The 23,377-nt window shown below is 33.9% G+C and carries 18 protein-coding genes; 15 read left to right on the top strand and 3 right to left on the bottom strand.

Translation table 11 applies throughout. The features are described 5' to 3' along the window. The first annotated feature begins 57 nt into the window (after nt 1-57). Nucleotides 58-1,416, top strand: coding sequence for an acyl-CoA dehydrogenase family protein (locus CEY12_RS13280; RefSeq protein ID WP_089028144.1), 1,359 nt, complete (start codon nt 58-60; stop codon nt 1,414-1,416). 34 nt (nt 1,417-1,450) lie between these two features. Here the strand turns inward: CEY12_RS13280 and CEY12_RS13275 are convergent, their stop codons facing one another. Next, entirely contained in the window at nt 1,451-1,828 is a 378-nt protein-coding gene (locus CEY12_RS13275) for a MauE/DoxX family redox-associated membrane protein (RefSeq protein WP_089028143.1), read from the bottom strand. Between the two features lie 152 nt (nt 1,829-1,980). Here CEY12_RS13275 and CEY12_RS13270 point away from each other — a divergent pair, with 152 nt between their 5' ends. Then, nucleotides 1,981-2,235, top strand: a complete 255-nt coding sequence (locus CEY12_RS13270; protein ID WP_089028142.1) for a hypothetical protein — start codon at nt 1,981-1,983, stop codon at nt 2,233-2,235. 41 nt (nt 2,236-2,276) lie between these two features. Here CEY12_RS13270 and CEY12_RS13265 read toward each other — a convergent pair whose 3' ends face one another. Both CEY12_RS13265 and lon read right to left on the bottom strand, forming a co-directional pair. Further along, nucleotides 2,277-3,389, bottom strand: coding sequence for an AI-2E family transporter (locus CEY12_RS13265; RefSeq protein WP_089028141.1), 1,113 nt, complete (start codon nt 3,387-3,389; stop codon nt 2,277-2,279). 208 nt (nt 3,390-3,597) lie between these two features. Continuing rightward, on the bottom strand, nt 3,598-6,003 hold the full coding sequence (gene lon / locus CEY12_RS13260; protein WP_089028140.1) for an endopeptidase La: 2,406 nt from the start codon (nt 6,001-6,003) through the stop codon (nt 3,598-3,600). Nucleotides 6,004-6,261: 258 nt separating this feature from the next. Between lon and CEY12_RS13255 the strand changes: the two genes are divergently transcribed. The 13 genes from CEY12_RS13255 to CEY12_RS13195 all read left to right on the top strand — a co-directional run bounded on the left by CEY12_RS13255 (nt 6,262) and on the right by CEY12_RS13195 (nt 23,235). Next, nucleotides 6,262-8,412, top strand: coding sequence for a SurA N-terminal domain-containing protein (locus tag CEY12_RS13255; RefSeq protein ID WP_089028139.1), 2,151 nt, complete (start codon nt 6,262-6,264; stop codon nt 8,410-8,412). Nucleotides 8,413-8,542: 130 nt separating this feature from the next. Continuing rightward, entirely contained in the window at nt 8,543-9,493 is a 951-nt protein-coding gene (locus CEY12_RS13250; protein ID WP_089028138.1) for an MlaD family protein, read from the top strand. 11 nt (nt 9,494-9,504) lie between these two features. Then, a complete protein-coding gene (locus tag CEY12_RS13245) occupies nt 9,505-10,833 on the top strand; it encodes a (Fe-S)-binding protein (RefSeq protein ID WP_089028137.1) in 1,329 nt (442 codons plus the stop codon). An 80-nt stretch (nt 10,834-10,913) separates the two neighbouring features. Further along, nucleotides 10,914-11,699: a (Fe-S)-binding protein gene (locus tag CEY12_RS13240; protein ID WP_089028136.1), complete on the top strand. Its 786-nt coding sequence runs from the start codon at nt 10,914-10,916 to the stop codon at nt 11,697-11,699. Between the two features lie 113 nt (nt 11,700-11,812). Beyond that, nucleotides 11,813-12,301: a hypothetical protein gene (locus tag CEY12_RS13235; protein WP_089028135.1), complete on the top strand. Its 489-nt coding sequence runs from the start codon at nt 11,813-11,815 to the stop codon at nt 12,299-12,301. A gap of 135 nt (nt 12,302-12,436) precedes the next feature. Next, nucleotides 12,437-13,567 carry a glycosyltransferase gene (locus CEY12_RS13230; protein ID WP_089028134.1) on the top strand — a complete coding sequence of 377 codons (1,131 nt, stop codon included), beginning with the start codon at nt 12,437-12,439 and terminating at the stop codon, nt 13,565-13,567. Nucleotides 13,568-13,571: 4 nt separating this feature from the next. Beyond that, nucleotides 13,572-14,831 (top strand): polysaccharide biosynthesis C-terminal domain-containing protein, encoded by a 1,260-nt coding sequence (locus tag CEY12_RS13225; RefSeq protein ID WP_089028133.1) that lies wholly within the window; start codon nt 13,572-13,574, stop codon nt 14,829-14,831. A 24-nt stretch (nt 14,832-14,855) separates the two neighbouring features. Continuing rightward, nucleotides 14,856-15,362 carry a hypothetical protein gene (locus CEY12_RS13220; RefSeq protein WP_089028132.1) on the top strand — a complete coding sequence of 169 codons (507 nt, stop codon included), beginning with the start codon at nt 14,856-14,858 and terminating at the stop codon, nt 15,360-15,362. A 72-nt stretch (nt 15,363-15,434) separates the two neighbouring features. Then, on the top strand, nt 15,435-16,703 hold the full coding sequence (serS, locus tag CEY12_RS13215; RefSeq protein WP_089028131.1) for a serine--tRNA ligase: 1,269 nt from the start codon (nt 15,435-15,437) through the stop codon (nt 16,701-16,703). A 565-nt stretch (nt 16,704-17,268) separates the two neighbouring features. Continuing rightward, nucleotides 17,269-19,359: an outer membrane beta-barrel protein gene (locus CEY12_RS13210; protein WP_317043921.1), complete on the top strand. Its 2,091-nt coding sequence runs from the start codon at nt 17,269-17,271 to the stop codon at nt 19,357-19,359. Between the two features lie 108 nt (nt 19,360-19,467). Beyond that, nucleotides 19,468-19,680, top strand: a complete 213-nt coding sequence (locus tag CEY12_RS13205; protein ID WP_157676818.1) for a hypothetical protein — start codon at nt 19,468-19,470, stop codon at nt 19,678-19,680. A 47-nt stretch (nt 19,681-19,727) separates the two neighbouring features. Continuing rightward, complete coding sequence (locus CEY12_RS13200) at nt 19,728-21,035, top strand: radical SAM/SPASM domain-containing protein (protein ID WP_089028128.1); 1,308 nt, start codon at nt 19,728-19,730, stop codon at nt 21,033-21,035. After that, nucleotides 21,022-23,235, top strand: a complete 2,214-nt coding sequence (locus CEY12_RS13195) for a peptidase domain-containing ABC transporter (RefSeq protein ID WP_089028127.1) — start codon at nt 21,022-21,024, stop codon at nt 23,233-23,235. The genes CEY12_RS13200 and CEY12_RS13195 overlap by 14 nt, the downstream gene beginning before the upstream one ends. Nucleotides 23,236-23,377: the final 142 nt, after the last annotated feature.

Genomic DNA, 23,377 nt, shown 5'->3' with positions numbered 1-23,377 from the left:
ACGAAATTTCGGAGTGATTTTTGTATATCTTTTACAAATTAAATCACAACAGTAACTATGTCTAATACTTTTTCCAAAATCAGAAACGCAATAGAATTATTCAGATCAATAGATTTTGATCAATTAAGTGCAATATCCAGAAAAGTGGATCTTCCTAAGCTGATGCAGAATTTCTCAAAATTAGATGATAAACAATTAGGGGGATTGATGAAAATGCTGGACTCGGACAGAAAGAAAAAAGAACTTCCTCCCATTGATGGTGATTTTTACGATATCTATCACACCCTTACTCCAGAGCAAAGGGAGATTCAGCTTAAAGTAAGAGCCTTTATGGAAAAGGAAGTAAAACCTTTGGTTAATCATTATTGGTTGCGGGATGAATTTCCCTTTGAACTGATTCCGAAATTCCAGAAACTTAATATTTGTGGAGTAACCTACGAAGGATATGGTTGTCCCGGAATGCCTTTTTTAATGGAAGGCGTTATTGCAATGGAGATGGCGAGAATTGACGCTTCAATAGCTACTTTTTTTGGAGTGCAATCAGGACTGGCAATGGGATCTATTTATATCTGCGGTTCTGAGGAGCAAAAACAAAAATGGCTTCCCCAAATGCAAAAATTTGAAAAAATAGGAGCATTTGGATTAACAGAACCCGAGGTTGGATCAGGAGCGGCCGGGGGATTAACCGCGACGTGCAAGAAAACTCCTGAGGGGTGGATCTTAAATGGCGAGAAAAAATGGATTGGAAATGCAACATTCGCGGACCTCGTGATCATTTGGGCAAGAGATATTGATAGCGGAGAAGTTAAAGGATTTATCGTGGAAAAAGATAATCCGGGATTTTCTGTAGAGAAAATTAAAGGTAAAATGGCCCTTCGCATTGTTCAGAATGGATTGATTACCTTAAAAGATTGTTTAATAACAGAAGAGAACAGATTACAAAATGCCAACTCTTTTAAAGATACAGGCAAAGTATTAAGGATGACAAGAGCAGGGGTAGCATGGATGGCTACGGGATGTGCAAGGGGAGCATACGAAAGTGCTTTAGATTATACGAGAAAAAGAGAACAGTTTGGAAAGCCTATTGCTTCATTTCAAATGATTCAAGGGCATCTGGTAGAAATGTTATCAAATCTTACAGCCATGCAGACATTGGTTTTCAGATTGTCTGAAATGCAAGATGAAGGAATTTTAAAAGACGAGCATGCTTCTTTAGCCAAAGTATTTTGTACATTGAGAACCAGAGATGTAGTGTCCAGGGCTCGGGAGGTAATGGGTGGAAATGGAATTTTACTTGAATATGACGTTGCAAGGTTAGTGGCGGATGCCGAAGCGATCTATTCATATGAAGGAACAAAAGAAATCAATTCGCTGATCGTAGGCCGGTCGATTACAGGCTTTAGCGCATTTGTATAAATAAAAAAGACTGCAAGATATTGCAGTCTTTTTTTTAGCTTACCAAAGCTTTGTATTTTTTGCTGTTGTCGGCGATTATCCAAATGTTGATCAGAAAAAGAATCAGGGAAATGGTAATTCCTGTTGACGAAGGATCTCTGTAAACATTATGCAATACAATACCTACCATTACAGGTAAAATAACAATGGCACCCAAGGCTCTTGTTTTTGGAAAGATAAAAAGAAGCCCGCCAACAATTTCTACTGTACCTACCAATGGCAGTACCCAGCCAATTTCATTAAAAGCAGAATATAATTTTATTTGTGCTTCAGTCAATTTTGGCACTGGATTGTAATGAAGAAATTTGTCAAGTCCGGCGTTGAGAAACATAAGCCCGAAAAGCAAACAAATGATAAATTTTATTATTTTCATGATTGATGGATTTTCATCAAATGTAAAACAAAAATATTGTTAATAAATATATTTGAGCTAAAAATTAAATATAATATATGTTTTGAGTGAATATGTTCGTTTGTTATTATTTGAATTTATATATTTGTTAGACAAATTAAATAAATAATTCTATGCTAAAAAATCGTCAGAAACTTAATCGTAATGATCTAAAAGAAATTATAGGGGGAATAGGAATTGGCCCTTGTGATATTGGTCCTATTGGATGTCCATGCAAAATTCCTCCTGGTGATCCATGTCTTGGAGGTGGTAATCCAGGTGACCCGGGACCGGGAACTGATATTGGATATTGCCCGGATAGTCATACGTATATCCCTTGTAATCAATCTTGCCCAAATGGGATGAGCCCTCTTTGTGCAATAGGATAAAAATTAAAGCCCTCTGTATTCAGAGGGCTTATTTTTTTGTTTTAATCCATTTCTTTTAAAGTGATATTCTTCGAAATTTTATAACTTTTTTTCTTTTTATGCGGTTTTTGATCTTCTCCAAGTAATTTTCCCCAAGGTTTCAGACCATCCACTCTTTCAAAAATAATTTTGATAATAGCGATTGCCGGTATACAAAGAAACATTCCGGAAATTCCCCACAGATGTTCACCTACTAGAATTCCTATAAAAGAAAATAATGCATTGATCTTAACTTTTGAACCTACAACAAATGGAAGCACAATATTTCCATCTACTACGTGTACTCCAATATAACCTATGATCACATAAATACAGGTAGAAGGGGTAGCAGTTGCAAAAGCAATAAAACATGAAATTAAAAGTGAAATACAAATTCCTAAATAAGGAATAACGTTAAGTAATCCTGTTAAGACCCCTAAAAGAATTGCATATTTTACTCCTAACGAGGCCAATACAATTGAAGTAAGGCTGGAAACAATAATGATCTGAATACAAAGCCCGATAATGTACTTTTTAGTCATTACACGGACTTCAGATACAACCTCTTGTACGCTTGCTTTATGTTTTTCGCTAAAGACATTAACGATAAAGTTGTTTAAAATTCTTCTGTAATTTAAAATGAAGATAAAAAACAGAATGAAAAATATCAGAAAGCCTAAACCTGTCGAAAATATTCCAAATGTAAATCCTAGAATAACTCCTGATGATGACAGGAGTTTGTTTAATGCCTGATCAATATAGTCTAATTGTTCATGGATTTTAACATTAAAAGTATGAGATACCCAATTCTGGAGACCATTGAAAACAGTATCAAATTGCATTCTTAAATGGGGCAGATCTTTGGTAAAGCTGGATAATTGAGACCCAAAGAAAAATATCAAACCTGCTAAGATGACCAGCATACACAGTACAGAGATCACCGTAGAAACCGAACGTGGAAATCTAATTTTTTTTTCTAAAAAATTAGCAAAAGGTAAAAATAACATTGCCATTAGAAATGCAAGAAAAAAGGGGGCTAAAATGCTTTGTCCCAGCTCTAAAAGGTATCCTATACCTATAATGGAAATAATGACAAGGGTTAGTTTTAATAGAAAGGGAAGCTTAAAAAAATTCATAACTCATAATCTGTAGTATAAAAATAATAAAACCCTTTGAATTAAAGGGTTTTTATTTAGTTAACTTAAATTATTTTTATAGTATCAGCCAATTCAAATGCACTCAGAAAGGTGATTAATATCTGTGTTGTTCTGATCCGGGCGAAAGATTTTCAATAAAAAACACGCCCTATCCATAAGGCGTGTTTATAGTATTATATGTCATTGATTACTTTTCAATAGCAATGTCTACAACATCTTCCATTCTATTGACGTAGTGGACCTGTAGGTCTTTCAGGTAATCTTTTTTAATTTCTTCAACATCTTTTCTGTTGGCTTCGCAAAGAATAACATCTTTAATTCCTGCTCTCGTTGCAGCCAGAAGCTTTTCTTTAATTCCTCCAACCGGAAGTACTTTTCCTCTCAATGTGATCTCTCCCGTCATTGCCAGATGAGGTTTAACTTTCTTATTCTTAAATGAAGAAACCATTGATGTAAGCATTGCAATCCCTGCCGAAGGGCCGTCTTTTGGAGTTGCCCCTTCAGGAACGTGAACGTGAATGTTTTTCTTTTCAATATCTTCCTGATCAATTCCCAGCTCTCTATGCTTTGCCTTGATATATTCTAAAGCGATCGTAGCTGATTCTTTCATTACAGTTCCAAGGTTACCAGTCATGGTAAGGGTACCTTTCCCGTTACTTAGAATACTTTCAATAAATAGAATGTCACCCCCTACACTTGTCCATGCCAGTCCGGTAACTACTCCAGGAACACCTGTGATCTCAGATAAGCTTTTAGGTCTTGGAACTCCGAGGATCTCGTCCACTTTTTCAATAGAGATTTTCGGATCATATTCTTTAAGCAGGGCGGTTTGTAGTGCTACCCATCTTGCAATTGATGCAATTCTCTTTTCTAATGTTCTTACGCCACTTTCTGAAGTGTGAGCTTCAATGATGTGTTTGAGCTCAGGATTTCCAAGCTTGAAAGATTTAGGATTTAATCCATTTTCTTCCTGCTGCTTTTTGATGAGGTGTCTCTTCGCTATTTCAGTTTTTTCTTCCATGGTATAACCTGCGATCTGAATGATCTCCATTCGGTCAAGAAGTGGGGTTTGTATCGTTGAAAGTGAATTAGCGGTGGCAATAAACATTACTTTAGACAAATCGTAACCCATTTCCAGAAAGTTGTCATAAAATGCATTATTCTGCTCAGGGTCAAGAACCTCTAAAAGTGCAGAACTTGGATCACCATGGATGCCTTGCCCTACTTTGTCAATCTCATCTAATACGATTACCGGATTGGATGTTCCTGATTTTTTAATAGACTGAAGGATTCTTCCAGCCATTGCTCCAATATATGTTTTTCGATGCCCGCGAATTTCGCTTTCATCATGAAGTCCCCCTAAAGATAATCTTACATACTTTCTTCCCAAAGCATCAGCGACAGATTTACCTAAAGATGTTTTTCCAACTCCTGGAGGCCCCACTAAAAGAAGAATTGGAGATTTCATGTTGTTTTTCAGTTTCAAAACAGCCATGTGTTCCAGAATTCTCTTCTTGATATCTTCTAATCCAAAATGGGCTTTTTCAAGCACTTTTTCAGCTTTAACAATGTCGAAAAGGTCTTTCGTATAAGTTTCCCATGGTAGATCAGTAAAGAAATCAAGATAATTTCTCTGAACATTGTAGTCTGGGGAATTGGGGTTTTGTCTTTGAAGTCTGTTGATCTCCTTTTGGAAATGTTCTTCAACTTCTTTGCTCCATTTCTTGGCTTTTGCCTTATTGATTAAGTCTTCAACATCTCCTTCGGATCCGCCACCAAGCTCTTCCTGTATAGTTCTGATCTGCTGGTTAAGGAAATACTCTCTTTGCTGTTTGTCAAGATCCTTTGAAGTTTTCTGATGGATCTGATTTCTCAGCTCCAGCTTTCTATAATCCTCATGCATCTTTTCATAACAGCTTTTAGCTCTTTCCATGAGGCTTTTTTCCTCAAGTAATTTTTGTTTGTCGGCTGAAGGGAAATTGGCATTGGTGCAGATGAAATTCAATAAATCATCATTGTTGTTGATGTTTTTTATTGCAAAATTAGCAGCATTAGGAATATTGGGATCCAGTTCAATTATTTTTAAAGCTAGATCTTTAATATTATCTAATAATGCTTCATACTCATCTTCATTTTTGGCTTTTGTATCTTTTAATTTAGAAATTTCTGCCTTGAAATAAGGTTGGCTCTCAATGAATTTTTTTACCTTAAACCTGTGAAAACCTTTTGTAATTGCGGTAATGTTTCCTTCAGGAAGTTTAATGATCTTAATGATCTTGGCTAAGGTTCCTGTCTGGTAAAGATCTTTTTCAGTAGGCTGCTCCAACTCAGAGTTTTTCTGGCTTACAATTCCAATAAAGTCTCCATTTTTCTGAGCTTCTTCAAGCAGTTGTATAGATGCTTTTCTTCCTGCAGTAATTGGGATTACTACATTAGGAAACATAACCATGTTTCTTACCGGAAGAATAGGAAATATTCTTTGTTCGGAATTTTTATCAGTTTCCGAAAAGTCAGAAAGATTAATCTCCTCAGCTACAATATCAAATCCATCGTTAATCATTTCCTCTAAACTAATATCTTCAAATTCTGTCATAGTCAATCAAATGACAAATTGTCATTCTCGTTTTAAATCGTTATAATGATTATGCACAATATACTTAAGAAACCCTTAAAATATGATGTGCATGTAAAATGCACAATACCTATGCCATTTGTATTTCACCAAAAAATATGGTCAAAATTTCCTTTTTTATAAAATTTAAATTTTAAAAATTAAAAAAAGCACTTGGATTTCTGTAATTTCTTAAAAATGTGTATTTTCGCAACCTGATAAAAAACTATAATTTATAAAATGGCAATTTTAGGACAGATTAGGAATAGACCTTGGCTTTTGATGGGAGTAATTGCACTGGCGCTTTTAGCGTTTTTAGTTAATCCTGATAGCATTGATAAGGTTTTTGGAAAAAATCCTGATGTTTTAGGAAAAGTAAATGGTGAAAAAATTACCCGTGAAGAGTTTAATGATCAACTTTTCGTGTTACAACAGCAGGCAGAACAACAAGGACAACCAAAAAATGGCCTTGAAGAACAAGCTTGGCAACTGTTGGTTCAATCAAAGCTTATCAAGCAGCAGTTTGATAAAATGGGTTTTGAAATGACAGATGATTATTTCTGGAGTCAGATTCAGTATGATCAAATGTTTGCTCAGAACAAACAATTCTTTGATGAGAAAGGTAATTTTAAGACTCAGGAGCTTAAAAAACAGGTGGAAGAATTAAAAACTACAAGTGCTGAAGGGTACAACCAATGGTTGAAAACCAGAAAATCTGTTGAATACAGAATTATGGCAAGACAGGTTTTTGCTAATATTTCAACAGGAATCACTACAGGTAAGAAGGAAGCTGAAGAGTTAATGAAAGAGAGAGACCAGATGGCTGACATTGATTTCGTTAAAGTTGATTACACTTCATATCTTCAGAAAAATAATATCAAAGTAAAAACAGAAGATCTAGCCGATTATATTAAACAACACCCAGTGATGTTTAAAGCTGAAGCAAGCAGAAATATTGGGATTGCATTTTTCCCTTCTCAACCTAGCGCTGCTGATGATGCAGCCGCTCAAAAAGAGATCACTAAAATATTCTCTGGAGGTACTGATGCAAGTGGAGGAAAAGAGAATTTTCAAAATACAACCAATGATTCTATGTTTGTAATGGCGAATTCTGACATGCCATTCAATAACCAGTATTTGAAGCCAAATCAATTGCCACAAGCAATTCAGTCGCAAATTGCAACTGCAGCTGTTGGACAGACTTTTGGTCCTTATAAAGAACAGAATTTCTATGTTGTTTCTAAGCTTTTAGGAAAAAAGACTTCAGATTCTACATTGTCTAGACATATTTTGATCGCATTCAAAGGAAGCCCGGCGGGAGAAGGTGTTACAAGATCTAAGGAAGCGGCTAAGAAATTAGCTGACTCTGTCGGTGCGATTGTAAAAGCAAACCCTGCTAAGTTTACAGAATTCCTTAAACTTTCCAGCGATCCTAATTCAGCAGCTCAAGGAGGTAGTTTAGGGTGGACAACTCCGGAAACTCCTTTCGTTCCTGAATTCTTAACATATTTAGCAAATAACCCTAAAGGAGCAACAGGTGTTGTAGAAACTCAGTTTGGATACCATATCATTAATATTGAGGATAAAAAACCGGGAGCATTAGGATATAAAGTGGCTAATGTTGTTAAAGCAATTAAAGCTTCTGACGCTACGGAAGCAGATGTTGATAAAAAAGCGAGAAGATTTATCCAGCAGGTTCAAGGAAAATCATTTAATGATTTCGTTAATATTGCTAAAAAAGGAAATTACCAGTTCTCAAACCCTAAATCTGCTAAGAGATTTGATGGTCAATTACAAGGATTAGGAACTGAAAAAGATGGGGACATCCTTGCTTGGGCTTTTGATAAGAAAAGAACTAAGGGAGATACCGAATTCTTTACAGTAGATGGAACAGGAGATAAAATTGTAGTATACCTGAATGGAAAACAGGAAAAAGGTTTAGCTGATCCTGAATCTGTAAGAGATCAGATCGAAGTTGTTGTTAAAAATAAATTGGCAGCGAAGCAAATTTCTGATAAAATTACAGCAGCTAAAGCTTCTGGCTTAGATCAAATTGCTAAATTGTTTGCAACCACTAAACAATCTGCACAGGTAAACTTATTAAACCCATCAGTAGCTGGATCAATGGAACCTAAAGTAGCTGGTGCTGCTTTTGGAGTTAAAAAATCTCAGCTTTCAAAACCGGTTGAAGGTGGAACGGGTGTTTATGTTTTAATTAAAAAGAATGAAACAGTAAATAAGCAACCTGGTGATCTAAAACAATTTACAGAGTCTGTTACTCAGAGAAGTGCAGGGATGTTCGGTCAGTCTTGGTTGAAGAGCTTACAGGACAATGCAGAGATCGATGATTACAGAATTGAGATCTGGAACAAGCTGGGAAATCAGCAATAATAAAAAAAAGAATTTTATAGATACTAAAAGCGGCATAAAAAATGCCGCTTTTTTGTATTTAACGCAGAGCAATAAACAGAAACATTAATTTAAAATGTGCTATATTTGCTCATTAGAAAAAAATTAGCAAGTGAAGTTCAGTAAAGAATTAAAAGCTGGTGTAATTGCACTTTTAGCTATCGTAGGCTTTGTGTTATTATTTCAATTCATGAAAGGCAGAAGTCTTTTTACTACCGATAATATATTTTACGCAAAATATGATAATGTTGAAGGGTTATCTCAATCATCACCAGTATCTATTAACGGGTTAAAGGTTGGGCAGGTTGATAAAATCATCCCTCAGACAACTAAAGAAGGTAAGATCAATTTTGTGGTCAAAATTACTGTTGATAATAAATTTGAGTTTTCAAAGAATTCTACTCTTGAAATTTTTGAACCGGGACTGATGTCTGGTAAAGAAATGAGAGTAAATCTGATGTATGGTGGAGCCACCGCGAAAGATGGTGATACCCTTCTGGGAGCATTCAAATTAGGGACATTGGGAAGTTTGTCTTCTCAGGTTGGCCCGGTAAAAGATCAGTTGCAGTCTGTTTTACACCGTGTTGATTCTCTAATGGCAAATGCTAATCTAATTGTTGATGGACAGAATAGAGCTGAAATTAAAGCTTTACTTTCTAACCTTAACAAAACTGTGGGAGCATTGCAGACCACAGCTGGAAGCGTGAATAATTTAGTTGGCCACAACGACCCTAAGCTTCAAAAAGTATTGGATGATGCTAGTCTTACGATGCAAAGTGGAAAAGTTACTTTAGATAAATATGGAAACTTAGCAGAAAGCATTGACACTAAAAAGCTGAATGCTACCATTGCTAATTTAGATGCTACAGTTGGTAAGCTTAATCAGGTTATTGGAGGTATTGATAATGGTCAGGGAAGTTTAGGAAAACTTATGAAAGATGAGCAGCTTTATAATAATCTGAATTCTGCATCTACAAATCTGAACTCATTAATTGAAGACATGAAGGCGAATCCTAAAAGATATATCAACTTCTCTGTTTTCGGTAAGAATAATAAAGACTAATAATAAACCTTATGCAGTATATCGATAATGTTATTTTTCTGATTTTATTAGTTGCTGGGTTTGGGTTGTTTACTAAAAGCCTGTTGAAAATCTACAGAAATATTCAACTGGGTAGAGAAATCAATCGAAGTGATAATAAGTCAGAACGTTGGGAGACCATGGCACGTGTTGCAATGGGGCAGAGTAAAATGGTAAAACGTCCTGTTGCAGGTATTTTACACCTCTTCGTTTATGTGGGCTTTATTATTATCAATATTGAGCTTGTTGAAATTGTTGTTGATGGGATATTTGGAACTCATAGATTCCTTTCATCAATCTTAGGACATAGCTTTTACAGTTTTTTCACGGCAACACTTGAGGTATTGGCTCTATTGGTGATCATAGGTGTGGTTGTTTTCTTTATCCGTAGAAATTTTTACGGAGTGAAGAGATTAACAATGAAAGAACTATTTGGTTGGCCAAAGCATGATGCAAACTGGATTCTTATTATTGAATTTGCATTGATGATAGCATTCCTTAAAATGAATACCGCAGATTGGGTGTTACAGCAGAGAGGACTTCTTCCTGAACATGGAAGTTTTCCGATCAGTTCTACATTATTAGGCCCTATATTCAGTAATTTCAGTGATGGATTCTTGTTCTTTACAGAAAAAGCTGCCTGGTGGTTTCACTTTGTGGGTATTTTATTCTTTATGAATTACCTTTATTATTCAAAGCATTTGCATATTATTCTTGCATTTCCAAGTACATGGTATGCTAATTTAGAGAAAAAAGGAAAATTCAACAATTTAGAATCTGTGACTAAAGAGATCAAGCTTATGATGGATCCGAATGCAGATCCATATGCTGCTCCGGCAGAAGGAGCAGAAGCTGATGTTCCTTCTAAATTTGGTGCTGAAGATATATTTGATTTAAATCGGGTTCAGTTACTTAATGCCTATTCTTGTACAGAATGTGGACGGTGTACTTCTGTGTGTCCTGCAAATATTACCGGTAAGAAACTTTCTCCGAGATTGATCCTTATGAAAACCAGAGACCGTTTGGAAGAAGTGGGGAAGAATATTGATAAAAATGGAAAGTTTGTAGATGACGGTAAAAAGTTATTGAATGACTATGTAACGAAGGAAGAGCTTTGGGCATGTACTACATGTAATGCTTGTACAGAAGCTTGCCCGATATTATTAGACCCGCTTTCTATTATTTTTGAAATGAGAAGATTCCTGGTGATGGAACAATCTGCAGCACCGCAGGAACTGAACTTAATGATGACGAATGTGGAGAATAACGCTGCTCCTTGGCAGTATAATCAAGCAGATCGTCTAAACTGGGCAAATGATTAATATTTAAAATTTTCAACAGGATTTAGTTGATGATTTTAAAATATATTTTACATTAATACAAAATACATTTTACAATTAAGATGGATTTCACTATAAAAACAATGGCAGAATATGCTGCCGAGGGAAAAGCACCTGAAGTTTTATTTTGGGTGGGTTGTGCCGGGAGTTTTGACGACCGTGCAAAGAAAATCACGAAAGCATTTTGCAAAATATTAAATAAAATAGGGGTTGAATTTGGAGTCTTAGGTCAGGAAGAAAGCTGCACGGGAGATCCTGCAAAACGGGCTGGAAACGAGTTTGTTTTCCAGATGATGGCATTGACGAATATCGAAGTCCTTAATGCTTATGAAGTAAAGAAAATTGTAACCGCTTGTCCCCACTGTTTCAATACCCTTAAAAATGAATATCCAAGTTTAGGTGGACACTTTGAGGTTGTACACCATACGCAGTTCCTTAAAAAATTAATGGAAGAGGGTAGACTGAAAATTGAAGGCGGAGCATTTAAAGGAAAGAAGATCACCTTCCATGATCCTTGTTATTTAGGAAGAGCGAATAACGAATATGAAGCACCAAGAATATTATTGGAAAAACTTGATGCCGAACTTGTGGAAATGAAGCGTTGTAAAACCAATGGTCTTTGTTGTGGAGCCGGAGGAGCGCAAATGTTTAAGGAACCTGAAAAAGGAAATAAAGATATCAATATTGAAAGAACAGAAGAAGCATTGTCTTTTGAACCTAAAGTAATTGCTACCGGATGTCCTTTCTGTAATACAATGATGACAGATGGAGTGAAGCACTTCAATAAGAATGAAGAAGTAGCAGTAAAAGATATCGTAGAACTGCTTGCAGAAGCAGAAGATCTTTAACGAAAATGATTTAAATTCTATATAAAGGCTCAGGAATCTTCTTGAGTTTTTGTTATTTATATAAAAGATAAAGTCATTTATAATTCTTAATTTTATACTTTAAATTTACAACAATGAAGATTGAAGAATCCAATATAGTAGAAACAAACGATTACAGAGTGATCATATATCCGGCTTCTAGACCCTTTACAACAAAAGAAGCTAAAGTAGTTACAGAAAAACTGTACGATTTTTTAGCGGGTTGGGCAGCACATGGAAAACCACTTTCATCATCTTTTAAGATTGAGAAGAATCAATTTATTGTGGTATGCGTAGATGAAGAAAAAGAAGTGGCTTCCGGTTGTAGTATTGATGCTTTGGGAAAGATCATGAGAGAAATCGATCAGGAGTATCAACTAGGTTTATTTGACCGAATGAAAGCAAGTTTTGTAGAAGAAGGAGAGGTAAAAACTTTAAAGCTTATCGATTTTAAGACAAAACTTAGAAATGGAGAGCTGCCAAGAGATATTCAGGTATTCGACTTTTCAAAAAATACATATCTTGATTTTTTAAGTCATTTCCTTTTGCCTCTGGATAAAAGTTGGGCGGCAGATATTAAATAAATAGTTAGATAATAACTCAAAGAAAAAGAAAAGTGGATTGTTTCCGCTTTTTTCTTTTTAAAGTATATTTGTATCCTATCAGGCAATTTAATTATAAAGTAATTAGATTTTTGCCTGTTGATCATTTCATAAATCATGTCTAAAATACTCTTTCTAACAACAGCACATAAATACAACGATGACAGGATCTTTTTTCACCAGGCAAAAGAGCTTAGGGGTCTTGGATATGATGTGAAAATTTGTAGTTTAAGTTCTGAATACAAAGGGGTAATTGATGGGATTGAGATTGAATCTTATTCTGTTTTAGACGAAAGCACAAACAGGAAGCTAAAAATTTTTGAGAAGGTCTGTGATGATTTTCAGCCGGATTGTATTATATGTTCTGAGCCTCTTGCTGTAGTCGCTTCAAAAAAGATAAAGCAACAGCGGAAAGTAAGCATTATCTACGATATTACGGAATGGTATCCATCCAAAAGGATGGTTGAGAATTTCTCATTTTTTTTAAAAGGAGTTCATGCCATTAAATTCTTCCTTATTCAATTGTATGCAGGATGGTTGAGTACCCATTTTATTTTTGGAGAAAAAACCAAAAAGTTTCCACTCTCAAACGTCTTTCCATTGAAGAAAAATATTATTTTACCCTATTTCCCAAATGATATTTATATTCATCAGAGCATTAAGGAATTAGAGCCCAATAAAATAACCTTGTGTTATACAGGACAGATTTCAAAAGAGAAGGGAATTGAAAATTTTTTTAAAGCAATTGATACGCTTCGGAAAAAGAGACCCTCTTTGAAGATTGAAATTTTAATCATCGGTTCCTCAAGAAAAGAAAAAGATGAGAAATATTTTTCCCATCTGTTGTCAAAATATCAATGGGAAAATATCAGAATTGAAAGACCAACTTCTTTTGAAACCTTTACCGAAACTTATGCAGATGCTGATATATGTTTTGATTTGAGGGAAATGAACTATGAGAATCATCATTGTCTGCCAATCAAAATATTCTATTATGCAGCTTCTGGTAAACCAGTTATTTATACGGATCTGAAGGCTACACGCCAGCATGTAGACGTTTCTAAATTTGGTGTTTTGATCGATCCTGAAGATGATCATGGTATTGCGGAAGCAGTTATTAATTATATTGATAATCCGGAATTATACAGAGGACATGCATTGAATGCAAGAAAAGAATATGAGAAAAAATACAACTGGAATCTCATAAAAAATCTTTTTACTGACTTCATCAAACAATCCATACATTAATACGATGAAGCAAAATACAATTGTAAAAACCTTTATTTCACGCTTTTTAATATTGATATTAAATTTCGGTCTTGTCATATACACAACCAATATGTGGGGTAGTGAGGGAAAGGGAACGATTTCAATAGTGATCGCTGACCTTACAATTGTTGGTTTTTTCTGTAATATCTTTGTTGGAAGCAGCGTTACCTATTTTGCATCTAAATTTAAGACAGAGCAAATATTGCTGTATGCATATCTTTGGTCCCTATTGGTGGGAATAGCTGTTCCGCTTATTTTTAGTTTTGTCCATCCAATGGAGTATCAATATTATCTCGTTGGGTTATCCGTTTTATCTTCTCTTCTGGCGGCTAATATTAATTTATTTGTTGGGCAGAAAAACATACGGATGTTTAATCTGTATACGATCCTACAACAGGTTGTGCATATATTATTCATTGTTGTAATTGTGTATATTATTAAGATCACTTCTGTGGAATCCTACTTTATTGCACAGATGAGTTGTTTTCTGCTTTTATTCATCATCAGTAGTTTCCAGATCTTACGTCATTGTAAAATGGTTAACATTTCATTTTCCAGACAGATCAGGAACAAGTTATTCCACTATGGTTGGAAGATTCAATTAAGTTCTTTTTTTCAGTTTTTAAGCAACAGACTGTCATTTTACTTTTTAGAGTTTTTTAAGGGGATTACAAGCGTTGGAATATTTTCTATTGGAATTGCGTTTTCAGAGGCCATCTGGACAGTGAGTAAAAGTCTTTCAATCATATTGTATGCAGATGTCGTTAATACCTCTGATCATAACGACGCCATTGAAAAAACAAAAATATCGTTGAAGATCAGTTTTTTGATATCTCTTTTGTTCATCATTGGGATTTTACTTTTACCTGCACAGTTCTATGTTATGGTTTTTGGGAAGGATTTTCACGAAACAAAGCAAATTACTTTATTTTTAGCTCCGGGTATCTTAGCAATTGCGGTAAGTAATATTATTGGGTATTATTTTGCAGGGATTAATAAACTTAGAATTTTAAATATCAAGTCTGTGATAGGACTTGTATTTACGGTAATATCCTCTTTTTTTATTATTCCACGTTGGGGAGTTATAGGAGCATGTATTGTAACTTCTGTTTCCTATTGCTTATCATCTGCATTACTGTTTTGGAAATTTTATGAACTCACGGAATTTCGTATCCGTGATTTTATGATTTCAAAATCTGAAATTAATTTATTGCTGAATAAAGTATTAAGAAAGAATAATTAAAATAAGTTTTATCTTTGTTTGATCATGAGAAATATTGCATTTGGAATTCTGGTTGTCTTTTTTGCGCTTTTAAGTTGCAAAAGTGATGACGATGACATACAAAGAATTGATCAGATTTTTAATCTGTATATGAAGAACAGTGCGGGACAGGATCTTTTAAATCCTAAAAAGACAGGGTCTTATGCATCAATTGCAATGAATGATATCAATGGACTTACGGATAATGCTCCAGTAAGTTTTGCATTAAAAGCCACGGCAGATTCTACACTTTATATTGAATATATTGCAGGAGCGAGAAGAATTACTTTAGATTCGTTAAGCCCGGAAAACAGGACTTATGAATCCAGTATAACGTTAACACTTACAAAACCTACATCCACTACCACTCCTCCTGAAGTAACTACTGATGTATTGAAAATCCAGTATCATTGGACTCCCACAGTATTTGAAGTTTCAAAGGTGTTTTATAACGATAAACTGGAGTTTACAAAACAGCCTGGTCTTCCAAATGTTGTTACCATCGAAAAATAATTTTAAATTTGCATAACTGTTAGCCTAGAAGATCTAATGTCTAACATCTTAATAAACTAACATCTAAATAAAATGTTACAAGTCAATTTTTTACGCGAAAATAAAGAACGCGTTTTAGAAGGTCTGAAAAAAAGACAATTCAAAAATCTTGAGTTGGTAGACAATGCTATTGCTACCGATGATGACAGAAAAAAAATCCAGTTTGAATTAGATTCTCAACTTTCCGAAATTAATAAAATCTCCAAAGAAATTGGACTTTTAATGAAAGACGGAAAAAAAGATGAAGCAGAATCCGCAAAATCTAAAACAGCACAATTTAAAGAATCGAGTAAAGAATTACAATCACAATTGGATGTAAAGGAAAAGACTTTATTGGATATTTTATATCAGCTTCCTAATATTCCAAACGAACTTGTAAAAAGTGGGGCTTCTGCAGATGATAATGAAATCATTTACCAGTCTCATGATGTGGAAGGTCTTGGAGAAGGAGCAATTCCGCATTGGGAGCTGGCAAAAAAATATAACCTTATCGATTTTGAATTGGGTGTGAAGATTGCTGGGGCAGGTTTCCCTGTATATTTAGGAAAAGGAGCAAGAATGCAAAGAGCACTTGTACAATATTTCCTTGATAAAAACGTGGATGCAGGATACATGGAAGTGAATCCACCTCATGTAGTGAATGAAGCTTCAGGATATGGAACGGGTCAATTGCCAGATAAAGAAGGACAGATGTATCATATTGGTGCAGATGATTTGTATTTAATTCCTACAGCAGAAGTTCCGGTAACAAATTTATACCGTGATGTTTTATTGGAAGAAAAAGACCTTCCTATTAAAAACACAGCTTTTTCACAATGTTACAGGAGAGAGGCGGGAAGTTATGGTGCTCATGTAAGAGGGTTGAACCGTCTTCACCAATTTGAAAAAGTGGAAATTGTAAGAATTGAAAAGCCAGAAAATTCATATGCTGTTCTGGAAGAAATGGTGGAACATATCAAGGAAATCCTTACCGATCTTGAACTTCCTTACAGAGTATTAAGACTTTGTGGTGGAGATACAGGGTTTGCTGCTGCGATGACCTATGATTTTGAAGTATGGAGTGCAGCACAGGAAAAATGGCTGGAAGTTAGTTCTGTTTCTAATTTTGAAACATTCCAGGCAACCCGTTTAAAATGTCGCTATAAAACAGATGGTAAATCTCAGCTGGTTCATACCCTGAATGGTTCTGCTATGGCCTTACCGAGAATAATGGCAGCCTTATTAGAAAATAATCAGACAGAAGAAGGTATTAAGCTTCCTAAAAAGGTCGCTGAATATGCCAAATTTGATCTCATTAAATAATAAAAAGATAATTTATAAAAAGTCCAGCCCTTTCAAAGAAAGGGCTGGACTTTTTATAAAACACATTGTATTTTTACTTAAATAGATGATGATAAATCTTCATTTCAAGTAATGCTTGTAAAGGCAAAAATTTTTCGGTGGGGCGGAATGTTCTTCAGATTGATATACTATCAAAAGATTTGCAAGAGATATGAAATTTCGTTCGTATAAATTCTATTTATTACTGAAGAGTTAGGCTATAATAATGAATAAGCCTTCGTATTGACATTCAAAAAAAGAACTTGAGTCCCACTTTCAATTTATTTAAAAGAGATAGGTGAATATAACTATTAATTATTGATTATTAGTATTTTAAGTATTATAGATTCATAAATTTAGTGATATAAATTCATGAATCTATATATGTTTCATTTGATGTTGAATCCTATTTCTTGCATCTTTGTTTTAGATCAAATCAGGATAGCTTGATCAATTGACAGCTATTTTGTAAAAGTAATTTAATATATGCTATAATAAGTTTTAAACTTTTATACCCGTATTACATTAGCAATCTAAAATAGGAAGAATGAGTAATAAATGCATAGCAGTTTTTTTCTTTATGTTAAGTGTTTCGGCAATTGATGCACAGAATATTGAAGAAAAAAAATCAGATACGATACAATCAAAAGATATTCAAGAAGTAATCTTACAATTTCAGCATAAAAAACAATTTGTTGATAAAGCTGTTTATACCTTTGATAAGGAAGCATTAGAAAAAGCAAGATATGCAAAAGATCTTCTGAAAACGCTTCCCGAATTACAATTAGATCCCATTTCGAATACTATTACAAGTACCAGAGGACAAAAAATATTGTTTCTGATCAATTCAATTGAAGCCAGCGATATGCAGATCAGAAGTGTACAGCCAAAAGATGTTGTAAAAGTTGAATATTTTGACAATCCCCCTGCAAGATGGTCAAATAGGGCAGACCTTGTTGTGAATATTATTACTAGAAATCCTGAAACAGGTTATGTGTTTGGTGCGGACCTAAGTTCTGCAGTTGCTACAGGCTTTCTGAATGGTTCTGCATATGGAAATTATACAAAAGGGAAGAACGATTTCGGGCTGGAATATTCAATTAATTATAGAGATTATAATAACCGGACCGTAAAGAGTAATTATGAATATAACCTTGGCAATTCAGTTTACAGAACAGAAGAAAATAGAAAAGATCATTTCGGGTATACGGGCCAGAACATAACGTTGAGATATACGCGCTCTATTCTGCAAAATTATACTTTTCAGGCCAAATTGATTACCGACATATCTACGAATTTTGTAAAGGGAAACGGAGAGAGCCGTTTTTTTAAAGACAATCTTTTGGAAGATCACAGGATGTTTAAGAATAGTAATTCGAATTATACCTCACCAACTCTGGATCTTTATTTTTCAAAGAATATTGGGAAGAAAGATGAACTAACCATTAATGTTTTAGGGTCACATTATAAGACCTCTAGTTCTGAAGGTGCAAAAGAGTGGAACGTGCTATCTAACGCTGCAGTGTATGACAATGAAATGAAACTTGATGCAACACAAACCGGAATTATCGGCGAAGTTGCGCATACACATACTTTTGAAGAAGGTAATCTCTCTTCGGGATATCGTTTTTCAAATACTTTTATTGCTAACGATTTAAACAATTTATCAGGTTTCTCGAAGTATGATGTAAACTATTTTGAGCAATATCTTTATACCGAGTTTACTGGTAAAAAAGATAAGTTTTCGTATAGAATTAGCGCTGGAATTACCAATATTAGTAATAAAACTGAATTAAATACAGATACCCAATGGGTATTTTCTCCCAAGATTATATTGAGCTATGCCCTGAAAAACAATCAGAATTTTAGATTAGTAAGCAGCTATAAGCCGCAAAGCCCTAGCAGTGAATCTCTAAGTAGTAATATTGTACAATGGGCTCCCAATATTGTTCAGCGTGGTAATCCAAATTTAAGATCTTCTCAGAAATGGACTAATAATTTTGTCTATTCATTGAATAATAAGAAGTTTGACCTTAATGCCAATTTATTTTATATCTATAATAAAAGAGCAATCAACCAATATTTTATACTGGATGAAGATGCCGCAAGGTATGCATTGATGTATGAAAATGCAAAAAGTGCCCAACAGTTTGGGTTGCAGCTTTCGGGCTCTTATAAACCATTTGGGAATAGTCTATTAGTCATAAAGGCTGTTTTAACCCCTGCAACTGAAACGTTAAGAACGAGTAATGGAGCAGTAATTAAAAATAATTATATCTCCAATTATTTCTCTCTTTCCTCAGAATATAAATCGTTTAATATTCAATATCAATTTAATATTCCTGTTTACAATCTTGATGGTGCATTCCTCAGAACAAATGAAAATGCAAATCATGTTCTTGCCAATTATAAAGTCAAAGATTGGACCTTTACTACAGGAATGTATTGGATCGGAATGCCTTCTGATTATAAAACGAAAAGTTTACCCGAAAGTGTAGTTAATTACTCTCGTCATAATCAGATTTGGAATAACCGTTCAATGTTTATACTGGGATTGAGTTATGACTTTTCTAAAGGGAAACAAATACAAGTGAACAGGAAGCTGAATAATAATGCAGGACCTGCCGCAACTTTTTAAATAATTTTCACACGTTAATTGTAGTGCGCAATGCAATTGGAAGTGTTTAAATATCGCTTTTTTTTAAAGCAAAAATTAATTAATAACGTTCAATTAAAATCAATTAAAATGGAAAAGAACAAAGAAATCAAAAAATTTGATGTAACTAGATTTGAAGCATTATCTAGTAAAGGTGAAACGCTAAAAGGAGGTTTCTCAACAGCGTTCATGGCTGGGAAAGGAGGCGGTATTTTACCAGATATCAATGCTAACATTGGAGATTGTACTACATCGAATACATGTAATACAGGAAACTGTGTTGCTGGATGTGGAGTAAAATAATCACTAAAAAAACATGAGGAGGGTTAAAACCCTCCTTACTTTAAATTATGAAATACAGTCAATTTAATAGTATTGTAAGAACTAATGGGAATCAAGCTTTGTATAATTCTTTTACAGAGAAGGTAGTTCTTTTGGAAAATGATTTAGCCGAAATACTTAGAGCTGCAGTTACCGAAGGTATTGATGAATTGGAAAATGTGCACCCTGACTTGTATCATTATCTAATCGCTGAAGAGTTTATTTTAGATACTCAGGTCGATGAAATAGAAAAAGTTAAGAAGATTCGGGAGGCCGTAGATTACAATGCTTCGAGCTATCTTCTGACCATTAACCCAACGATGAACTGTAACTTTAAATGTTGGTACTGCTATGAAACGCACATTAAAAGTTCAAAATTAACCAGAACCGTTTTAGAGTCTACCAAATTGTTTATCACAAAGAAGATCCAGGACGAGGAAATCAAGCATTTTAATCTTGCATTTTTTGGTGGTGAACCTTTATTATATTTTCAGCAGGTTGTTGAACCTCTTATTGATCACGCAGTTGAAGAATGCCGTAAGTACAACAAAGTTTTCAGTACTTCATTTACAACCAATGGTTTTTTGATCAATGATAGCTTTATCAATTATTTTGTTGATAAGAATCTTATGCCCAATTTGCAGATCACCTTTGACGGATATAGAGAGAATCATGATAAAGTACGATTTGTAAGTGAAAAAAGGGGAAGCTATTTTGATATTGTAGAGAACATAAAAAAACTTCTTAAACATAGACATTTCCATGTAAGAGCAAGAGTAAACTATACCGATGAAAATATCCATGATTGTTCTAAAATCGCAGATGATTTTCAGGAAATAATAGATGAAAACAGAAGTTCTCAATTTTTATTTGATTTCCATAGAGTATGGCAAAATGGAAAATTAGATGATACAGATCTTATTGTAAACGAAAATGTTGAAAAAATTCGAGCTAAAGGATTTAAGGTGAGTACTAATCTACCTGATAATTTGGCAAATTCATGTTATGCTGATAAACTGAATAGTTCAGTTATTAATTATAATGGTGATATTTTCAAATGTACAGCAAGAGATTTTGAAAATAAAAACAGGGAAGGGTACTTAACTCAGGAAGGAGAGATTGTTTGGGAAAATGACTCTCAGAATAAAAGAATGTTCTCAAAGTTTAAAAATAAACCATGTCTGAGTTGTAGAATAATGCCATTATGCAATGGTGGATGTTCTCAGCAAGCTATTGAACATGTAGATGTAGACTATTGTATCTATTCTGGTGTTGAATCCGAAAAAGATAAAGTTGTTATTAAAAAAATAGAAGAATTTCTTTATGCTGAAGCTTAGTAGAAGTATGAGATTTTATCATCAGTTACAAAGTTCAGACTGTGCAGCTGCATGTCTGGCGATGATTTTAAGTTATCATGGTAAGATCTGTACTTTAGAACAAATAAAGAAGCTTTTTCAATTTACAAGAATTGGTGTTTCAATACAAGACCTTGTTGATGTTTCACAAAAACTTGGAATTAATATGAGCCCCCTGAAAATATCTGTTAATGAAATTGAGGAAATCCCACTTCCGGCTATTCTTTATTGGAAACAAGATCATTTTATTGTTTTAGAAAAGATTAGTAAAAAAAGGAATGAAACTGTTTTTAATTTGGCTGATCCTGCTTACGGTAAAATTTCTTTGGACCAAGAAACATTTATTACAGAATGGAAAGGAAACAACGAGAAAGGAATTATAATACATTCCGAACCCAATGAAGAATTCAGCGAGGGAAATGAAGTGGGGAAAAGTAAAAATGCTCTTTACAACTCTGTTTTTTTTAAAGAAGCTTTTAATTTTGTGAAAGATAACAAATCGAAGTATATGTTATCTTTCCTTTTAATCGCAATAAGTTTGATTGCAAACTGGTTTATTCCTTTTATTTTTCAGAAAGTGATTGATTTAGGAATTGCAAAAAAGGACTTAAACATTGTATATGTGCTGCTTGCTGCACAATTAATCTTATTTATTTCAAATTTTTTCTCTGATTTTTTTAGCCAGATAACCTTGACGAAAATTAATTTCAAGTTGAGTATCAATTTGAAAAACAAGCTTTTAAAAAAGTTGATGTTACTTCCTATAAATTATTTCGATAGTAATCTTAACACTGAGACACTGCAACGTCTTGGCGATCAAAATAGAGTCCAGAATTTTCTGACCTGGAAGGGAATTGAATTCGTTCTGAATGTGTGCAATATCATAATTTTCGGTGGAATTTTATTCTATTTTAGCCGAACCATTTTTATCATTTACTTTATACTCTCAATAGTGTCTGTAATATGGATATTATTTTTTTTAAAAAGAAGAGCCACCATAGAATATGCCATGTTTTTAAGGCAGTCTGAAAATAATAATCACATCTATGAGTTTGTAATGAATATGCCTGAAATTAAAATAAATGATGCGCAGACTTATAGTATTAATAAGATCTTGCAAATTCAGGAAAAATTAAATACACTCGAGTTAAGATCTTTATTCCTAAATACATATCAGATAATTGGTGTTAGTTTTATATCTAAATTAAAAGAAATAATATCTGTTGGGATATGTGCATTACTGATAATTGATAATAAAATGACTCTTGGTGCTTTGTTAAGTATTTCGTATGTGGTAGGACAGCTGGCAGGTCCAGTACAGAATTTAGTAAGTTTTATAAAAGATACTCAGGATGCTGATATTTCAAACAAAAGGATCGGAGAAATCTATAACACGGATAACGAAGATATCAATAAAACGATGAGCCTGGCATCTAAATCTATAGAAAATATTGACTTACAGAATATTTCTTTTAAATATCCAGGAAATTATAATCCTTTCGTTTTAAAGGATGTTTCATTTAAAATTCCAAAGAATTCAATTACGGCGATAGTAGGCTCTAGTGGAAGCGGTAAGACAACATTGCTTAAATTACTTTTATCTTATTACAGAACATCTGAAGGACAGATAATGTTGGACGATCATAATATTAAAGATGTTTATTCAAATGAATGGCGTACTAAATGTGGAATTGTGTTACAAGATGGGCATATTTTTAGTGGTACAATAGCTGAGAATATTATATTTTCTGATGAAGCTGTCGATTACGAAAAATTAGATATGGCGGCAAAAATTTCTTGTATTGATTCTTTTATTGATTCATTGCCAATGGGATATAATACAAAGATTGGAAATGTAGGAATTCAATTGAGTGGAGGCCAAAAGCAGAGAATTCTTATAGCAAGGGCTGTATATAAAAACCCACAATTTATTTTCTTTGATGAAGCAACATCAGCTCTAGATGCTGAAAATGAAAGAATGATACACGATAATTTACAATCTTTTTTTGTTGGCAAAACGGTGGTCGTTGTTGCACATCGATTGAGTACCGTTAAAAATGCTGATCAGATTATTGTTCTAAAAAATGGAGAAATAGCCGAGATAGGAAATCATTTAGAATTGGTTTATAACAAATCTGATTACTATAATTTAATTAAAAATCAACTCGAATTAGGTAATTAGTTCTGGATCAAATCTAATTTTAGTTTCCAAATTTAAATTAATATTATTAGGAGATTGAAAATAAAGGCTATTCTGTGATGATGAGCATCTTTTTATTGGTGTGATTGAAGGTTGAGCTTCTAGTACCAAAGATTCATCTTTT

Origin of the sequence: Chryseobacterium sp. T16E-39 (genome assembly GCF_002216065.1) — a bacterium.
Lineage (GTDB): Bacteria > Bacteroidota > Bacteroidia > Flavobacteriales > Weeksellaceae > Chryseobacterium.
The sequence above is the reverse complement of the archived record's forward strand: the minus strand, read 5'-3'. Positions and strand labels throughout refer to the sequence as shown.